Annotated in this window: 13 protein-coding genes; 8 read left to right on the top strand and 5 right to left on the bottom strand. The window is 60.1% G+C overall.

Features of this window, described 5'->3' with window-relative positions; all coding sequences use genetic code 11:
• Nucleotides 1–5 precede the first annotated feature (5 nt).
• The 5 genes from NLN62_RS11170 to NLN62_RS11190 all read right to left on the bottom strand — a co-directional run bounded on the left by NLN62_RS11170 (nt 6) and on the right by NLN62_RS11190 (nt 8,278).
• Nucleotides 6–323 (bottom strand): hypothetical protein, encoded by a 318-nt coding sequence (locus NLN62_RS11170; protein ID WP_254108779.1) that lies wholly within the window; start codon nt 321–323, stop codon nt 6–8.
• Between the two features lie 1,053 nt (nt 324–1,376).
• Entirely contained in the window at nt 1,377–2,828 is a 1,452-nt protein-coding gene (locus NLN62_RS11175; protein ID WP_371932963.1) for a M16 family metallopeptidase, read from the bottom strand.
• Nucleotides 2,747–4,039 (bottom strand): pitrilysin family protein, encoded by a 1,293-nt coding sequence (locus NLN62_RS11180; RefSeq protein WP_254108781.1) that lies wholly within the window; start codon nt 4,037–4,039, stop codon nt 2,747–2,749. Before NLN62_RS11180 ends, NLN62_RS11175 begins: the two co-directional genes overlap by 82 nt.
• A 1,163-nt stretch (nt 4,040–5,202) precedes the next feature.
• Nucleotides 5,203–6,438, bottom strand: a complete 1,236-nt coding sequence (locus NLN62_RS11185) for an IS701 family transposase (RefSeq protein WP_254108561.1) — start codon at nt 6,436–6,438, stop codon at nt 5,203–5,205.
• Nucleotides 6,401–8,278: an outer membrane beta-barrel protein gene (locus tag NLN62_RS11190; RefSeq protein ID WP_254108782.1), complete on the bottom strand. Its 1,878-nt coding sequence runs from the start codon at nt 8,276–8,278 to the stop codon at nt 6,401–6,403. The genes NLN62_RS11185 and NLN62_RS11190 overlap by 38 nt, the downstream gene beginning before the upstream one ends.
• A gap of 631 nt (nt 8,279–8,909) precedes the next feature.
• Between NLN62_RS11190 and NLN62_RS53415 the strand changes: the two genes are divergently transcribed.
• From NLN62_RS53415 to NLN62_RS11230, 8 genes are all read left to right on the top strand, one after another.
• Entirely contained in the window at nt 8,910–9,422 is a 513-nt protein-coding gene (locus NLN62_RS53415; RefSeq protein ID WP_371932964.1) for a BrnA antitoxin family protein, read from the top strand.
• A gap of 848 nt (nt 9,423–10,270) precedes the next feature.
• A complete protein-coding gene (locus NLN62_RS11205; protein WP_371932965.1) occupies nt 10,271–10,459 on the top strand; it encodes a hypothetical protein in 189 nt (62 codons plus the stop codon).
• 239 nt (nt 10,460–10,698) lie between these two features.
• Complete coding sequence (locus tag NLN62_RS11210) at nt 10,699–11,817, top strand: DNA repair exonuclease (RefSeq protein WP_254108784.1); 1,119 nt, start codon at nt 10,699–10,701, stop codon at nt 11,815–11,817.
• Nucleotides 11,817–14,453, top strand: coding sequence for an AAA family ATPase (locus NLN62_RS11215; protein ID WP_254108785.1), 2,637 nt, complete (start codon nt 11,817–11,819; stop codon nt 14,451–14,453). The genes NLN62_RS11210 and NLN62_RS11215 overlap by 1 nt, the downstream gene beginning before the upstream one ends.
• 62 nt (nt 14,454–14,515) lie before the next feature.
• The gene (locus NLN62_RS11220) at nt 14,516–15,565 is read left to right on the top strand and encodes an SIR2 family protein (RefSeq protein WP_051389667.1); all 1,050 of its coding nucleotides are present in this window, start codon (nt 14,516–14,518) and stop codon (nt 15,563–15,565) included.
• Entirely contained in the window at nt 15,562–16,239 is a 678-nt protein-coding gene (locus NLN62_RS11225) for a helicase HerA domain-containing protein (RefSeq protein ID WP_254108786.1), read from the top strand. The genes NLN62_RS11220 and NLN62_RS11225 overlap by 4 nt, the downstream gene beginning before the upstream one ends.
• Complete coding sequence (locus NLN62_RS53420; RefSeq protein WP_371932967.1) at nt 16,187–16,648, top strand: hypothetical protein; 462 nt, start codon at nt 16,187–16,189, stop codon at nt 16,646–16,648. The genes NLN62_RS11225 and NLN62_RS53420 overlap by 53 nt, the downstream gene beginning before the upstream one ends.
• Nucleotides 16,566–17,300 (top strand): ATP-binding protein, encoded by a 735-nt coding sequence (locus NLN62_RS11230; protein WP_254108787.1) that lies wholly within the window; start codon nt 16,566–16,568, stop codon nt 17,298–17,300. Before NLN62_RS53420 ends, NLN62_RS11230 begins: the two co-directional genes overlap by 83 nt.
• Nucleotides 17,301–17,646 lie beyond the last annotated feature (346 nt).

Below are 17,646 nucleotides of genomic sequence, written 5' to 3' on the forward strand. Positions count from 1 at the left end.
CGGCGTCATTTCGGTTGAGCAGCCTCAGGCCAATCTGTGAACTCCAACTCGAACCGACGAGCACCGGCCGGCATGGTCGTAAATTTGACAGTCTTTCCGGAGAGAGCTGCCAACGAGCCGGATGCGAACTTAAACGCCGTCTTACCCGAAGCTGCGATGCCAGCGGTCCTGTTGTTCTCCATGACTGAGGAGCCGATCCCCTCCAAGAGCTGACCAACTGCAAATCCTTCGAGCGCGCGGTGAACGTCGAGAGAAGCCAGGTACTTCCCTTTCTCACCGTCCCACTCGCTGACCGATATTCCCGTAATTCCCGCGTCCTTCAACAGCCCATCCGCGACGCGACAGGTGTATTGAAGGCTGACAATGATGTGCCCATTCCGATCGCCTACCGGCTCTCGATCCGCCCCGTCTATGGTGCAATTATAGCGTCGGGTGGAGTCCGCAAGTGCAACCGTATTCGGCCCGAGCAAACCGAAAACGGAACATAGTACAACAGTGAGAAGGTTTTTTTTCATTTGCCTATGCTTCGCGGATATGCCTCCGGAATGGTGTACAACTTAACGCTACGACCGATTCAAGCGCATTTGACGCGTTGGCGCTCCTCACTCTAGCAACGGACCATTCAGGGCTGATCCGACCGATAGGCACGCAAGTGTCAGCTGCCATGCAAAGTTTGATGCTGCTGGTGGGCAGCACCAGGAATACTTCGACCACGGGATGAATGACTGAAACCTGCTGACGATGCGAGAGAGGCGGCACTCGCGTCCAATCAGACAACTATATCCGACTCAGCAACCCGGAATTTATCGGCAAAGAACGCGCATGATGCGTAACAGAGACAGAAAGGCGAACGAGGCCTCGCTTCCGCCGAAGGAGCAAGACAACTTGAGCGATTGAAATACCGACAATGTCAAAACAAGGGATTTGCCCATAGTCGTCTGCGCAAGGTATCGAAAAACGATACCTTGCGCAGACATCTGCGGAAAATCGCCTATATGCGCGGGACTACCCTGAAGCGACCCGATGCTAGCGGGCGCTATCCGTCGTGCGCAAGGACCTTGTTGAGGGCAGCGACTGTCTGCAACTGCTCCTCTCCCGGCCGGGCGAGCGGGTGAACAACCTCTTCAAGCAAGGCTGCGAGAGCATCGGAACGCACCCGAGTTCGCCGAACGGATATTTCACCGACAATCTGCGGTCGAATACGCATTAGGAGAATTCAAGCGGGTCGCGGGTCGCGCATCGCCGTCTCTTAAGAAGTTAGCGGCGGAGCGCAGCCCATCAAACAACGTGCAGGAGGGAGATGTTTTGTTTCTTTTCGTGCACAGTCATGGAGGCGGCGAGTTCGATTTATGGATCGCGACTAGCCATAAAGCAGTTCAGTTCGAGTTCGTCGCGGGTGCGGCAAGCGGCTGCGCCGCGGCTTGCGGGGCGCGGCCGACCGCGACGGTCAATAAGCCCTGCCTCCAGAGCCGCTTTGCGGCCTGCCTGGCGTCGTCCAGCGTCACGGCATCGACAATGGCATTGTGCTTCTCGATATAATCAATCGGCAGCTTGTCCTGCTGATATTGCAGCAGCGCCTGGGCGAGCTTAGAGGAGGTGTCAAGCGCCAGCATCTGCGAGCCCTTGAGGTAGGACTTCGCCTCGTCGAGCTCCTTCTGCGTCGGTCCTTCCTCGGCGATGCGGCGCACCTCCTTCTCGATCGCATCGATGGTGTCGCCGGCGCGGTCGGCGCGCGTGCCGGTGCTGCCGATGAACACGGCCGAGTGCTCCATCCAGAGCAGCGATTCAAACAGCGAATAGGCGAGCCCGCGCTTCTCGCGCACCTCGCGATAGAGGCGGGAGGACAATCCACCGCCGCCCAAGATGTGGTTGACGACGTAGGCGGCCATGAAGTTCGGATCGCTGCGCTTCACGCCGGGGCCGCCGAAGGTGATCACGGTCTGCGGCACGTCGAGCGGCACGAAGGCGCGCTGCGGCGGCGCGGCTGCCTCGACGTCGGCGACCGGGGTGAGGTTCGCCTTGGCCGGTAGGCTGCCAAAGGTCTTGTCGAGCAGCTTGCCGAGGGTTGCCGGGTCGACGTCGCCGACGACAGCAACCTTCAGCCTGTCCCTGGCCAGCACGCGGCCGACATAATCCTTCATGTCGGCGACCGTGATGGTCGGCACGCTTTCCAGCGTCCCGCTGGTCTGCCGACCGTAGGGATGATCGCCGAAGGCCATCTCCAGGAACTTGCGGCCGGCAAGCGCGGTCGGATTGGTGGTGCGGCGACGCAGGCCGGAGATCACCTGGGAACGGATACGCTCGACATCGGCGGTGTCGAAATGCGGTGAGGTCAGCGCCATCCGCAACAGGTCAAAGGCCTCGTCCTTGTTGTCGCGGAGCATACGCAGGCTGCCTCGGAACGTGTCACGGCCGGCGTTGAAGGAGAGCTCGATGGCGCGGCACTCGAGCCGCTCGTGGAAGGTCTTGGAATCGAGATTGCCGGAGCCTTCGTCGAGAAGGTCGCCGACGAGGTTGGCGACGCCCGGCTTGTCCTTGGGATCCTGCGACGCACCACCGGCAAAGGAATACTCCATCGCGATCAGCGGCACGGTCGCATCCTGCACGAACCAGGCTTCGATGCCGTCCGGCGAGACCAAATGCTCAATCTTGGCAGCGGCGAACGACGGCGCGGCCGCCCCGAGCGAGACTACGAGTCCGCCTGCAAGGGAGAGCGCAGTGCGTCGAGTGCAAAGGAAGGACTGGTTCACAAACGCTTCTCCTCGCGCTTGGCGGTGGTGGTGTCCTTGATCAGATAGCCGGTGACCGAGCGCTTCTTCTCGAGCCATTTCTGCGCGGCGGCGCGTACCTGGGCGGCGGTCACGGCGCGGATGCGATCGGGCCAACCGCGGATGTCCTCGATGGACAGGCCCGTCGTCAACGCGCCACCGTACCATTGCGCCAGCACCGCCTGACTGTCCTGGGCGTAGATCGCTCTCGCGATGAGCCGGCTCTTGATCCGTTCGAGATCCTCGGCACGGATGGGGTTCTGCACGATGTCGGCGATCACGTTGTCGATGACCTGCTCGACCTCCGCGAAGCTGACGCCCTGCTTGGGCGAGGCCGCGATCGAGAACTGGCTCGGGTCGAGCGAGATGCTCGAATAGCTGGCGCTGACGGAGACCGCGAGCGGTTTGTCGACGACGAGCGCGCGGTAGAGATAGGAGTTGCTGCCGCCCCCTATCAATTGCGCGAGCACCTCGAGTGCCTCGCTCTCGCCGGGCGCCGCGGTCGCGGCTGAGGGCACGAGATAAATGCGCTGCACGCTCGGCTGCTCGACGCGCGGATCGGACAGCGTGACGGTGCGCGGGCCGGCGGGCTCCGGCTCCTGGGGACGGATGCGTTGTGCGGGAATCGCGGGCCGGGCCGGGATCCAGCCGAAATTGTACTCGGCCAGCAGGCGCACGTCGGCGGCTGCGACGTCGCCAGCGATCACCAGGATCGCATTGTTCGGTGCATAAAAGCGGCGGTAGAAGGCAAGCGCGTCTTCGCGATCCAACTTTTCGATCTCTTGTCGCCAACCGATGATCGGCCGTCCATAGGGGTGATTGAGGTAGAGCGCTCCCTCCATTTGCTCGTACAGCCGCGCCTCGGGACTGTTGGCAACGCGCATGTTGTGCTCTTCAAGCACGACGTCGCGCTCAGCTAGCACGTTCTCGTCCTTCAGAACCAGGCCAGTCATCCGGTCGGCCTCGAGGTCCATCATGGTCGACAGTTGTTCGCGCGGGACGCGCTGAAAATAGGCAGTGAAATCAGTGGACGTGAAGGCGTTTTGGTTTCCACCGACGCGATGCACGATCTGCGAAAGATCACCGATCGCATGCTCCTCCGTGCCTTTGAACATGAGATGTTCGAGAAAATGGGCGAGCCCGGATTTGCCCGGCGCCTCATCTGCGGAGCCTACTTTGTACCAGATCATCTGCGTCACCACCGGTGTGCGATGGTCCGGGATCACGACCACTTGCAGGCCGTTACCAAGCGCAAAGCTGTTGAGTTGCATCGAGCTCGCAAGACTCTTTTTTGATACACCAGCTATTACGAAGGCACACGTCAGGACCCGCGCTAGAAGGCAAACGACCGATCGCGATGAGGACGTCGGAAGTCTTGACAGCAGTCGTGATAGATTTTTCGAAACGAAAGCCCGATCGCGCCGTCGACGGGGCATGGCATTGTTTTCAAAACGGTTCGTCAACCGCTGGATCGGCATGGCTTTTTGCAAGCGCCATCGCGATTGGTTCTGTATGAGGAATGTGGTCATGATCGAAGTCATCTGTCAGATGCTCCATGCTTTTGGTTAATCGACAGATCCCCTTGCTTCAGGGGATATCGTCGGCCAGGCGCGTCGCCGACGAACCCAAAGCATTAGTCGTGCCAAAGGAGAAACTGTTTGAACTGCAACGTGATCGCCCTAAGCAGCCTGTCAGCATCTTCACACATCGTCATACATCGGACACGGTGCGCGCGTTGGAACAGGTGCGGCTATCGAGAGACTCCTTCTTGCGAATCACAGTTCACCCGCCCAGCGCGTTGCTGGCCTGCCTACTTTCTGGAATGAGATGACCAAGTGCATGGGCGGCCGCGATCAGCGCCAGTTCGAGAACTTGTGCAAGGTCCCAGCAGGATGCCGCTGTTCGGTTTGTGGTCAGCTCGGCGGTCTAGGCTGCAGAAAGCTGCGATCGACGTTTCACAACCGTTAAACTTGCGCGAGCGTAGAAATGGCGGGCTGTGGCGCGAGTGCAGAACGATCTTGGGACCAGGAGCTTGCAATAGAGAAATCGACGCGCGATTTGCAGTTGCCGCATCTGACCGTGATCGAACGCCATTTTATCAAAGGCCAATCACGCATTTGGGATGTAGGGGAGCGTAATGGCAGATCTGTCGGCAAACGCACATCATTCTAACCGCCGGCAGCGCCTGGCCTCCCGTCATAACGATGCAAGCTTTTGAGCTTTGACGGCTCAAAAGCTTGCAGTTTGCAGCCTCCGGCCGACTCGAGGCACGGCACCTAACATTACAGTTGCTGTTTTGATTTGAAGTGGGCGCGTTGAGCGGCAGCCTGGTGAGCTCTGCGCCAGAAAGACCATGCGATGATGTGTGCGGGTTGAATCCGCTTTCGAGCAAGTCTGATAGCAATTCGGCGGATTTCCTGGATTGACCAACGGATCAGCGGTGGGGTGGTTGCGCTTTGGCTTTTGCCGGGGGGCGCCGTTTCGTTTTTTTGGGCGGTGGCGGGTTAGCGCGATGTCGGATCGCGGCCATTATGGCGAAGGCGAGCATCACCAAGGACACGTGACGGTGCCAGCCATGCCAGGATCTGCTTTCGTTGTGATCGAGCCCGAGCTCGTTTTTCGCGGTTTCAAAGCTGTCCTCGATCGCCCATCGATGGCCTTCGACCGCGACCAGCGTTTCAATGGCGGTTCCCGCTGGGCACCAGGTGGTGAAGAAGGCGAGGTCATCATCGGCGATGCGACGACGGATCAGTAGACCGCGTGTCCACAAGCCGTCATTTGCACTGTTGAACTGCTCGGCCTCGAGATCGGCCAACTCGAGATAACACCAATCGTGCAGCCGCGGTCCTTTGGTTCCGGCTCCCGCCGACAGGCGCTTCCAGTCGGATGAGCGTCGCGTCCGGGCGAGGTCTGCAGCCGTACCGGCGACCGGCGGTCGCTTGCCCCAGGATCGAAACACATGAGCGCTGCTGACCCCAAGCACGTAGCCTTTGCCTGCCCGACGTAGTTGCTGTTCGATGTTGCCAACACCGTAGACGGTATCACCGGCAACCCACTTGAATGGTACAGACGCGGCTATCGCGCGTGCGATCATTCTCGTCGCAAGCTTTGGTTTGGTCGCAAAGCCGACATCAGCAGGCACATAGGTGGCTTCCAGACGATCTGGATCGTCGGTCCATTCCTTCGGAAGATACAACGCGCGATCGATGAACGCATGGCCATGACGCGAAACGTAGGCAGCGAAGACGCCGATCTGGCAGTTCGTGATCTTCCCTGCCGAACCAGTGTATTGCCGCGCCACTCCGCATGACGCTTTGCCTTGTTTGAGAAAACCGGTCTCGTCGATCACCAGCACCGCATCGTCATCCGCCAAATGCTCGATGACATAGTCGCGCACGATATCGCGCAGGGCATCGGCGTCCCAATCCCCACGACCCAGAATCGCCTGCTGCCGCCATGGGCCAGGATCGCCTGCCGCCTCCGCGCGCATCCAACCGGTCTTGCGCTGCTCATCTCCGAGCAGACCTTCCAGGAACAGACCCGCATTCGTCGCAACACGCTCTTGCGTGAACAACGGACGTATCCGCTGCTTGATCTCTCGAAGCGACGCCGCCCACAACGCAAGCGTCTCCTCAACCGACGCGGCCCGCGCCCACGACATTCGAATCATGGTTGCCCATGGATTCAGAACTCCGCGAAAAACGCAACTGTGATGCTAAGCTTTCGCCTTTGATGGTCGCCCCTCTAGTCGGTGTCTTTCGACGCGTAGAGCGAGGGGGGAACGAGTTTAGTGAAACTTGTAGGAGACCTGCAGGAACGTGCCCCCATCGTTCCATGCGATAGTTCGCAAGGTAGGGCCCAGAGGTGACGGGAAAGGTGCGCGCCTGCTCGGCTTGGGTGGCGAATTGCTCACTATCTCTCGGACTCCACATCGCCCAGTAACGGCCGCCGACGCCGACGCTGAAATTGCTGGTGATGAGGTACGATAGAACGCCTTCTATTTGTACCCCATGGCCACCACTCCCGCGATGATCGATGAAGGTCGTGAGGTCGCGCAGCAGATGATTGTCGCGCCCCTGGAAATCCGTCCAGGGCAAATAGGCGACATCGGCGCTCACGCGCCAACGATCGAGAAACATGGTCTCAGCGGTGAGGCCGATGCGCAGCGCATTCCAGTTGGTATCTTGGCTGCCAATTGTCCTTTGATCGCCCGGCGCGAGACATTGAAGCGACGCGATCCGAACGCATCCTGTCGAATCGGACTTTTGGCCGTAATAGGTCCAGCCGGTGAACCCACCGATCTTGTACGTGCTCCCACGCAAAAAATCATAGCCCGCATCGGCCGTGTAGTACATGAACCTTCCGTTTGCCTGACCCGAGATCGTGTTGGTATAGGCCATGGGATCGCCGGCGTCCCAAACTAAGCCCCAATCTTCATCATTCTCATTCCCGCTGTTAAAGAGCCCGAATCCGATATTGCCCTTCAGGAAGATCCCCCAGGGGCTGTCAACCCGTTCGAACAACTCACCGGAAATCCCATCCAGCTTGTGATAGGTCAGCCTCGACACAAGACCGGGCGGACCATTTTCCCATTGAAATTTTCCTCGGCTCAGCCAGAGCCGTGTGCCGCTTTCAAGCGACCAGCCTGCGGCGAAGGGAATAGCCGGCGCGCTAAAGGTCGGCTTTATCGGATAGAGCGGCGTATCCGGCCATCGCGGCGTCAATGCATCGGCATCAAAATGGTAGTTCAGAGCGATCTTGCCGATCTGGTAGCCGCTGGTCAGGTGAGTGGTGTTAGCTGGCACCGTTGCCAAGGGTGGATATTCTAGCGTCGAAGGGGTTGCCACACTTGGTCCGCCGAACTTCAGATAATCATATTCGAGACTGACCGACCACGCCGGCGTGAGCGCGTGTTCGACACCCGCGCCGATGATGCCTCCCCAACGACCATAGTCAAAATGGGTTGCATTCTGTGGCGCCCATCCGGAGGGGTAAGGCTTGCTACGAAACTCGTTACCGTTGGCGATATCGCCGTGGTTGTGTTGCCAGGCCACACCTGCTTTGAAATAGGCAAGCGTGCGGCCCTGCGGGCCAAAGGCATAACCCAGCCGGCCGGTCCCGGTGACGAAGACGTCCGGACTTGCGTTGCAGTTTGCGCTCACGAGAACACCGGAAGCGGCAAGACAGGTGTTTGCACCGTCCGAGATGCCGCCGCTGACATCCAATTCAAGGCCAAAGATCCAGTGGTCTCTCTGCCAATTGTAACCGATCTGCGCTCCTGCCAGGAATACAGGGGTTTCGACCACGTCGCCATAGATCGAGGGACCGTAGGGATCACTAAATGATGTCCGGCCGTAGCCCCCGCCGACCTGCCCGCCGAAATATCCTCCGGTCCAGCTCCATAAGACAGGCGGGACCTTTACTGCCGGCTTAAAATCTGCCGAATTGACGACCCCGCTTGCAACGAGCGCTGCCGTTGCCGTCCCCCAAAACAAAAGTTCAGGTCTCATATCACCTCACGAACACACAACGCGCGCGCCAACTTGCAACGAAGGCCGAATGACCGACGTTGTCGCACTGCTTCCACGGGGCGAATGTTGTGCAGGATCCAGGCCATCGGACGCGGCGCGCATTCCCTGCAGTTGCTCGTCAGTGATGTCGCCTTCGCAACAAGACCGATGATCTTTGAAACAAGTCCGCGTCTGATGTAGGTCATACCGCGCGCGCTTGACGCTCGGCATCCAGCGGATGGATAGGGGGACGCTCTGTAATCGTCCGGTGACGATAGCGGCAGACGTGCTGTTGACTTACAAGATATGGATCACGCAGCCCTCAAGTAGGCCGCTCTGCCCGGATAGAGATTCCGAGTTGATTTGCTGAAGCATGTCGCGTTCTGGCCACATACGAAGCCAGTCGATCTCCACTCCTGCCGCCAACGCAAACAGCAACACACAGGGGGCCGAATGTATGTGATACGTCCCAGGGAAGTTGGGATCGTCCGGATGACGAAAGCGTTTGTACTTGGCCTCAGCCGCGCCCTCGATAGGATTGATGTACCTAGCCCGACCTGCAATGCCGGCCCGCCGAAGTACGGCCACGTCTTACTCTTGACGTCCTACTATTTTGGCTACGAAAAAATTCGTGAAGATCATTTGGGACGAACCAAAGCGGCTCGCCAATCTCGGCAAGCACGGGATGGATTTCGCCGATCTCAACGAGAAGTTCTTCGATACGGCTGTCGTCTTGGAAGCCAAGCGAGACCGTTATCGCGCAATCGGCGTGAATATTCGCGACGTTATTTCGCGATGTACGGCAAGGAGACCGTCAGCATCATCAGCATGCGCCCAGCCAGTAAAGCAGAAAGGGAGCTCTATGAAGCGAATCGTCGCTAAGAAGCGCTATACCGCCAGCGATATGCGTGCTGTAAGCGATAACCCCGAATGGACTAATCGCGACTTTGCAAAGGCAAAAGCCATCCACGAGGTCTTCCCAACGATGCGAAAGGGCCGCGGCCCCAATAAGGCGTCTACGAAGAATCTGGTTTCGCGGCGGCTCAGCCCCGTTGTTCTAGATCATTTCAAGGCTGGCGGCCCCAATTGGCAGAGCAGAATCGACGAAGCGCTTGTGAAGATTGTTAAACGAAAGGCTGGATAGCCGATCCGTCGTTTGACAGGAGCGCGGGAGCAATCCGATCGCGGATTTGCAAGGCGCGCTAAGATCCACCTCACTCCCGTTTAGGCAAAACGCGGAAGGTACGGCCTTCAGCAAAACCAAAGAACCGCAGCAATCCGAAAGCAGCGAAGCCCGGCAGGAAAGCCGGGCTTCGCCTCTCTTGAGACGGAGGGCAACTCCGCTCCCCTACTCTGTCGGCTGACCAGTTTTGCCGTCCGACCTCAAAAGCCAAAGTCGAGTTGACGCGGCCAAGAACGCCAGTGCTCACAAACGTGCTCACGGCGTCCATGGCGTAGTCGCGTGTACGCGCTTTGGCCCCGAATTGGGATCATCTCCCATTTTGGTTCTCCATGGTTTGGCGGGTGGAAGCGCGCTGCTCCAACTGCTCTTTGCAGTTGCGCTTGCGTGGAGCCCGGCGTGAGCCGGTCATGGAGACGATGCCGACGCTAGTGGGTGACCGATTCTAACCGATTCGCGTAACCGAGTTGATCCTTGCGCCGCCTGCGCAGGAACATGCAGAGGACCCGAGAAGGTGCTGCTCAGCAGCGTTGGCGGCAGCGTCAGACAGGCGCGCCCCTTGCCGACTCTTCGTTGCAGAAATACTGCGCGACAGCGCCCATTGAAGCAGCTTTCCGGACGCTTGGGTGGGAGCTGACGCGAGACAAAACTTCTCGACTGCGAATATGATGCAGCGTCATTTACGGCAGATCGTCACTCAAACATCCCCATAACCTCGAGATCATAAAGGGGATCAGGCTCGATACGGTGAGCTCGGACTTGGATTGGGACAGCAAGAACGGACGTTATCGAGTGCGACTTGAGGGAAATGGGTGGACCTTTCCGACGACCTGGTGATTACCGCACCCAGTTTGGTTGGGCGCACGATGGTTTGGCTATTTGATCTGGACGTTATCTGTCCGCTGCTTGCAGCGCATTGGCCGCTCGACGCGGAAGCAATGACACCCACAGGGATTCGCTTGCTCGTTCATCAGGAACGGAATAAGAGCGATGCATATTGAGACGGAATTATCGAGTGCACTACGATTTCGACAAGCATCGCCGCGGGAGCCCGATGGGTTTGAGAACTACCTTGCCGCGGCACAAGCAGTTCACCGGCTGAGCGGACCAGCGCTTAGCTGACCCTGTCAAAAAGCACGGTCGGAGCCCTCCCCTTCAATAGAGAACTGGAGGGGATAATACTTCATGCTTTCCGCTAGGCGCACGATAGCACTGATCAGGATTTGGGCGAGGGAAGTTGATGCGATTCATACACACGTCGGACTGGCAGCTCGGTAAGCCGTTTGGACGAGTGCCCGACCAAGCTCGCACTGCTCTATTCGAAGCGCGTCTCGATGCGATTGACACGCTTGCCGCCGCGGCGCGTCGCGAAGGCGCCGAAATCGTGCTGGTGGCTGGCGATGTGTTCGATAGTCCAGAACCAGGTGACCGCGTCTATCGTCAGGCGCTCACGCGCATGAAAGCCGCATCAGACATACGTTGGGTCCTGCTTCCGGGCAATCACGATCCGGCGCGTGCCGACGGTCTCTGGAGCCGTCTCATCGGCGAGGTGCCCGACACTGTAACCGTGTGCCTCGAACCACGGCCTCTCGAACTCAAGGATGGATTCTGGCTGCTCCCTGCCCCGCTGCAGTTCAAGCGGGCGCTAGAAGACCCGACTGCATGGTTCGATTTCGCGGAAACCCCCGCGGGCGCGAAGCGCATCGGTCTCGCACATGGCCCAATCCGAGATTTCGGTTCCCGCGAAACGGCTGGAAACCTGATTGCGCCGGATCGAGCGCGCCGGTCTGGCCTCACCTATCTTGCACTCGGCGACTGGCACAGCCGGCACGAAATCGATCCCAACACCTATTATTCTGGAACGCCTGAACCTGATGATTTCGGCCGCGAGGTGAGCGGCGTCGCGCTTTGCGTGGACCTAGGTTTCGAAAGGCCAAGCGTAGCGGACCTATCGACCGGGCGCTACCATTGGAGAGCAGAAACTTGGTCGCTCAGCAGCGCGGCCGACCTGAACGTCTTGCTCGCCGGTCTGGCCCCTGCCGTCGAGCGTGGAAACCTTATCTTGCGTCTTAAATTATCTGGCCTTCTCACACTCGCAGAGCGAGTGGTTCTACGCGACCGGCTCGAAGGAGAGCTGGCTCACGAAGTGCGCTGGCTTGACCTCAATCTCGACGATCTCTATGCGCGTCCGACCGATACGGATCTCGCTGACATCGATGCCCATGGCGTGCTGCACGTGGCTGCCGAACGCCTGCAGGCCTTGTCTGCGGAAGGCGGTGTGCTCGCCAAGCGCGCTGCCGCCGCGCTCGAGCGCCTTTATGTCGAACAGCGCCGAGCCGCCCGCGCGGAGGCACACTGATGCTGATCCGCGACCTCGCTATCGATAATTTCCGAAAGTTTCGCCGGCCGATCCGGCTGGCCGGCTTCAAGGCCGGCTTGAACCTGGTGTGCGACCAAAATGAAGCAGGCAAGTCGACAGCGCTTGAGGCATTGCGAGCCGTGTTGTTCGAACGGCATGGATCGCGAAGCGATCGCATTCGTTCGTTTCGGCCGCATGGCGACGATGTAGCGCCCTCTGTCGATTTGACTTTCGAGATCAGGGGCGATGTCTGGAGGCTGCGCAAACGCTTCCTCCAGAACGCTTCGGTGGAGCTCGAAGGGCCCAATGGGCGCGCGACTGGCGACGAAGCCGAGGAACGCCTGCAAGCGCTACTTGGGTTCGCCCGCGCTGGCAATCGCGGCGCCGACGAGGACAGTCGCGGGGCGCTAGGGTTGCTTTGGGTAGAGCAAGGCCAGTCCTTCGTGTTTGGAGTCCCGGGGCAAGGTGCCCGCCGGACGCTTGAGGAGGTCCTGGCCAGCGAGGTCGGCGTTGTAACCGGCGGCCAGCGTACGACTACGGTGCTGCAGGCCATTGAACGAAATCTCGCTGATTTTCACACCCCGACGGGCCGCCCCGCCCGCCGCCTCCTTGAGGCTCAGGAAAGAGCAACTGCCGCCTGCGAAGAGGCGCGCGTTGCACAGGCCGACCTGGAGCAGTTCGATACAGTGCTCAATCGACTCGAGTCGAAGCGTAACGAGCAACGGCGGTTAGTTCGCGAACTCGAGGATCCCGAACAGGGCGAACGTCTCGCCCAACTGGAGGCCGATATCGATCGCGCGAAGGCCGCGGGACAAGCATTGCGCACTGCCGAAGCATTGCTGCGCGAAGCTACCGGCGAACGCGTGCGATTGGAAGCCCGTGAGGTATCTCGGCGCGAGTTACGCGACCAATTGGAGCGCGCCGAGCGGACCGCAGCGACCGTACGTCAGGTCGCCGCGGATCATGACGCCGTTCAGGGATCGGCCGAGCAGGCCGAAAGTGAGGCGGCCGCAACACTCGAGACCGCTCGGGTCGCCTTGCGCATGGCCGACGAAGACAGGCTTTCAGCGCAACAAGCGCGAACTGCGCGAATGCGCCAGCGCGCGCTTGCCGCAGCCTTTGCCCGCCTCGAGGCCGCCGAAAGGATTGCAGCCGAGCTCCAGGCGCGTCGCGGCGAAGTCGCGGCGATTCGGATGACGCTGGAAGCGAGCGCGCGGTTGCAGGAGCTCGAACAGACCCTCGTCGAAGCCAAAGCGGCCGCCACCGCTGGCGCGGCCCTCATCAAGATCGATTTGCTGCAGCCGGCGCCGCAAGTTCGCCTGAACGGCGCTCTGGTAGAGGGCAGCAGTCGCGTCTTCGTGACCGACACCCAGACTCTCGTGTTCGAAGGTATCGGAAGCGTGACGGTTACGCCGCCTGCTTCTGGAGCCCCTGCACAAGCCCGACTTCGTGCAGTAGAACAGGATCTCGCCGCGTTTCTCGCCGAGGTCGGCTGTACCGATACAATCACCGCCAAGGAGACGGCGCGAGCGCGCGTGGAAGCGACCCAAGCGGTCTCTGTGCTGTCGGCTCGACTTGCGGCCTCCTGTCCCGAGGATCCGGAGCTCGGCATTGCCGCAGGCCTGGATTCGCTGCGCGGCGCGCTCGCAACCACAGACCGGCCAGCACAGCTCGCCGAGGATGGCACCGATCGAACTGAAGGCGATTTCGAAGAAGCCTGGCGGGCCGCGCGCACCGCTGAACGAGAAGCCGAGGGTCGTCGCCAGGCTGCGCTCGAGACGCTGCAGGAGGCGCAGCTCGCCCATGTTCGCCTGGCGGGTCAGGTCGAGCGCGCTGTAGCAGACGTTTCACGGCTCGGTGACCAACTCGCGACCGAGCTCGAAGCTTTCGACGATATTGCACTCGGCGCCGCATTGGCGGCTGCAAAGGCAACCGAAGCGCGTGCGATCGTTGCTCGCGACGAAGCGCGGCGCGCCGTCGAAGGGCTCGACGAGACCGTGCTGGTGCAGCGTCGCGACAATCTACGCAAGCGAGGCGAGCGACTGGCCACTGACAGGCTTGTTCTTGTGAGCGAAATCGCCCAGCTCGAAGAACGCGCCAAGACGCTCGGCGGCACGGGGCCGACCAGCCGCGCGGCAGCCGCCGCCGAGCTCGCGGAGGCTGCGACCGCAGCACATGCCCGGCTGAAGGAGGAAGCCGAGATGCTCGCAATGCTCGCGGAGACCATCCGCGAAGCACAACGCGAAGCCGCCCGTCGTCTTCTTGCACCCATCACACAGCGCGTCACGCCCTTCGTCGGCCGGCTCTTGCCCAATGCATCGATCACATTCGCGGAGGATCTCCGTCCGATGCAGCTGTTGCGCGCCGGCCGCGAAGAAGCCACCGATGATCTCAGCAAGGGGACCCAGGAACAACTTGCCGTCCTCACGCGCATCGCCTTTGCGGACCTACTCATCGAGAACGGAAAACCTGCCTCGCTTGTGCTCGATGACGCGCTGGTGTTTGCGGATGATGATCGCTTCGAAGTCATGCTGGAGATATTGACCGAAGCCGCCCAGCGCATGCAGATCATCATTTTGAGCTGCCGCACCAGCGCCTACCGCGGTCTCGAGGCTAACCGGATCATGCTTGCATGATAGCTCAAAGCGCATCTCAGCGGATCGCCGCAGCCCACTCAGTCTGATCAGGGAAGAAATGCATGGCGGCCAAGAGCAAGGCCGAGATCGCGCAGGAATTTGCCCAGAGCGCGCTGAGCGCCACCCCAGTGATCATCCTCGGGAGTGGCGCCTCGGCGGCGCATGGTGTGCCGGGAATGGGAGCGCTGGCAAAGCATTTGTCTGCCGCGTCGCTTCCCTCTAGATGGACAGCTGAAGAGAATGCCGAATGGACGTCGTTCATTGGTCATCTCAAGGCCGGCACCGATCTTGAAAGCGCGCTACAGGCGGTACGTCCTACCGAACGCCAAACGCAGTTCATTGCAGGCGCTACGCGGGAATTTCTGCTGCCTTCCGACCTGGCTGTCCTCGCATCGCTATTGGCCGATCGCCACACCTTGCCGCTAACCAGGCTTTATCGGCACCTCTTCGACAGCACGCACACGACGATCCATGTCGTCACGCCCAATTATGACCGGCTCGCGGAATACGCCGCCGACGCGGCCGATGTTAGCACGTTCACGGGCTTCAACCATGGCTATCTGCAGACCCGGGCGCGGGCGCCCAATACCCGTGTCACCGTGAACGGGCGGCCGTCGCGCACGGTGGCGATCTGGAAGGTCCATGGCTCCCTCGATTGGTTCCAGGACGCAGCCAACCAGATCGTTGGCGTGAGAAGCGCCCTCCCAATCCCGGCGGCCTATACGCCGCTCATGATCACGCCGGGCATTGACAAGTACCGCCTGACCCATGGCGAGCCGTTCCGCACAATCCTGAGCTGCAGCGACAACGCGCTAGAGAATGCCCGCTCTTATTTCTGCGTCGGCTACGGTTTTAATGATGAGCATGTCCAGACCAAGCTTATTGAGCGTTGCGACTATAATTCCATACCGCTGGTCGTGATCACAAAGGAGCTGACCGTCAGCGCTAAGGCCTTTCTGACCGGCGGCCGTTGCCGCCGCTATCTCGCCATCGAAGACAGCGCCGCAGGCGCTCGCGCATATACGCACGATGCGCCAGCAGGATTCGACCTAGACAAGCCGCTGTGGCGCCTCGACCGATTTCTCGACCACATAACAGGAATACCCGCATGAGCATGCTCGACTTTGCCGATGCAGAGGCGCTCGGACGTGTCCAATCGGTCGATACCGCCACCGTGATTGTTCGCGTCGATGACGTCGATGCATTGCGTGCACTACAGGTCAATCGGCTGGTCGCGCTCCAAAGCAGCTTGGCCGGCCACAAGCTGATTGGCGTTATCCACAAGATCACGCGCACCGCGCTCGAGGAAGCGAAAGTGGCCGACGTGGAGCGTGCCGACGAGGCTCATCCCGAGGTTAATCTGGTCCGCATCACGTTGATTGGAACTCTGCTCGACCGGGACGGGACGCGGGCTAACGTATTCCGGCGTACGCTCGAAACGGTTCCGGAAATCGATGCATGCTGTTTCGCACTTGAGGGCGAACGGCTGACCCGCTTCATGGGCGTCATCTCTGAGGTGACTGGGGGAGCTCAGCGTCTGTCGCTCGGCGCTTATACTCTCGATCCCAACGCGGAGGCTTTCGTCAACGGCAACAGGCTTTTCCAGCGCCACGCCCTCGTCGTCGGCAGTACTGGCTCCGGTAAATCCTGGACGACAGCGCGTCTCCTAGAACAAGTGGCCGAGCTTGAAAGCGCTAGCTATCGTGTTCGACATGCACGGCGAATATGCGTCCATGGCCGGCGACGGTTTCGTGCATCTTCGAGTCGCGGGTCCGGGCGATATTGATGCGGACAAAGGCCTCACTGACGGCGTGCTTCACCTTCCCTACTGGCTGATGAGCTACGAAGCGCTAGTCTCGATGTTCGTCGACCGCAGCGACCAAAACGCGCCTAATCAGGCCATGGTTATGTCCCGTGCGATCGTCGATGCGAAGACCAGCTTCCTGACTGCAGGGGGCCACACCGATGTCCTCGCCAACTTCACGATCGATAGCCCCGTCCCTTTTGCGATGGCATCGGTGCTCACGGAACTCGATCGTCTGAATACGGAAATGGTGCCAGGCGCCAGGACCGAAAAAAAAGCAGGGCGACTTTCACGGGAAGCTCAGCCGCTTGATTCAGCGCCTCGAAGGCAAGCGCACAGATCGTCGACTCGGGTTCTTATTTCCGGCAGCGGGCGTCGCCGATGGCTATAAGTGGCTCGATGAAGCAGTCACGCTGCTCCTAGGCGGACGAGCTGCCAAGGGAGGCCGCGGCGGGGTAAAGGTGATCGACTTTTCCGAAGTACCCTCGGACATTCTGCCGCTGATCGTCGGCATGGTTGCCCGTATGGTCTTTCATGTGCAGCAGTGGAGTCCGCAGGGGGCGCGTCATCCAGTGGCGCTGTTCTGCGACGAGGCGCATCTCTATATTCCCCAGGACGCGACCTCCGGCGCCGCCGAGAATGCGATCGCGACCTTTGAGCGCATTGCCAAGGAAGGCCGAAAATATGGCGTTGGCCTTGTCGTCATCAGCCAGCGGCCCGCCGAAGTGAATCGCACCGTCGTAAGTCAGTGCAACAATTTGATTGCCATGCGCTTGACCAATGGTGACGATCAGACGGTGGTACGCCGCCTGCTGCCCGATAGCCTGGGCGGGTTTGGTGATCTGCTGCCCGTGCTCGACACCGGCGAGGCCCTCGTGGTCGGCGATGCGATCTTATTACCTACACGCATCCGGATCGCAAAGCCGACCAACGAACCGCTTAGCGGCACGATTGAGTTTTGGGACCGCTGGGCGGATCCAAGGGCTGCAGCCGCGCTCGACAAGGCCGTGGAGAGTTGGCGCCGTCAGACGCTCGTCAAATAGCGTTGGGTCAAACCGAGCTACGGAGGCAGCCCACGCCGCTTATCGCGCCCGTCACCCGTTTCACTTCGGGTCGCCTATCTGCGGGCAACTTCCGTTGGCTGCCGCGATCGTCGGCCATGAGAAAGTTCGAATCGTGGGGCTCGCAACAACCCTCTTGCGGTTGGTCGAATACCAAGTTCCGAGATTAGCTGCTTGACAGCGGGATTCCTGGGACCAGTGTCCAGAACGTACGGAACATCTTCTAATCTATTGATTTTGTTGCTGCGATGCGCTTTTCCGCTCACGAGGCGAGCGTGTGCCCATAGTCCTTGGCGGGCGCATTCCCGGAGGAGCGCGTTATTCCATT

Source organism: Bradyrhizobium sp. CCGUVB23, assembly GCF_024199885.1.
Lineage (GTDB): Bacteria > Pseudomonadota > Alphaproteobacteria > Rhizobiales > Xanthobacteraceae > Bradyrhizobium.

Bases quoted from the DNA above. Each gene is read 5' to 3' on its own strand.
- NLN62_RS11215 (WP_254108785.1), top strand. From the start codon at position 11,817: ATGCTGATCCGCGACCTCGCTATCGATAATTTCCGAAAGTTTCGCCGG.
- NLN62_RS11185 (WP_254108561.1), bottom strand. From the start codon at position 6,438: ATGATTCGAATGTCGTGGGCGCGGGCCGCGTCGGTTGAGGAGACGCTT.
- NLN62_RS53420 (WP_371932967.1), top strand. From the start codon at position 16,187: ATGGCCGGCGACGGTTTCGTGCATCTTCGAGTCGCGGGTCCGGGCGAT.
- NLN62_RS11180 (WP_254108781.1), bottom strand. From the start codon at position 4,039: ATGCAACTCAACAGCTTTGCGCTTGGTAACGGCCTGCAAGTGGTCGTG.
- NLN62_RS11175 (WP_371932963.1), bottom strand. From the start codon at position 2,828: ATGGCTCGAGAAGAAGCGCTCGGTCACCGGCTATCTGATCAAGGACAC.
- NLN62_RS11220 (WP_051389667.1), top strand. From the start codon at position 14,516: ATGGCGGCCAAGAGCAAGGCCGAGATCGCGCAGGAATTTGCCCAGAGC.
- NLN62_RS11225 (WP_254108786.1), top strand. From the start codon at position 15,562: ATGAGCATGCTCGACTTTGCCGATGCAGAGGCGCTCGGACGTGTCCAA.
- NLN62_RS11210 (WP_254108784.1), top strand. From the start codon at position 10,699: ATGCGATTCATACACACGTCGGACTGGCAGCTCGGTAAGCCGTTTGGA.
- NLN62_RS11190 (WP_254108782.1), bottom strand. From the start codon at position 8,278: ATGAGACCTGAACTTTTGTTTTGGGGGACGGCAACGGCAGCGCTCGTT.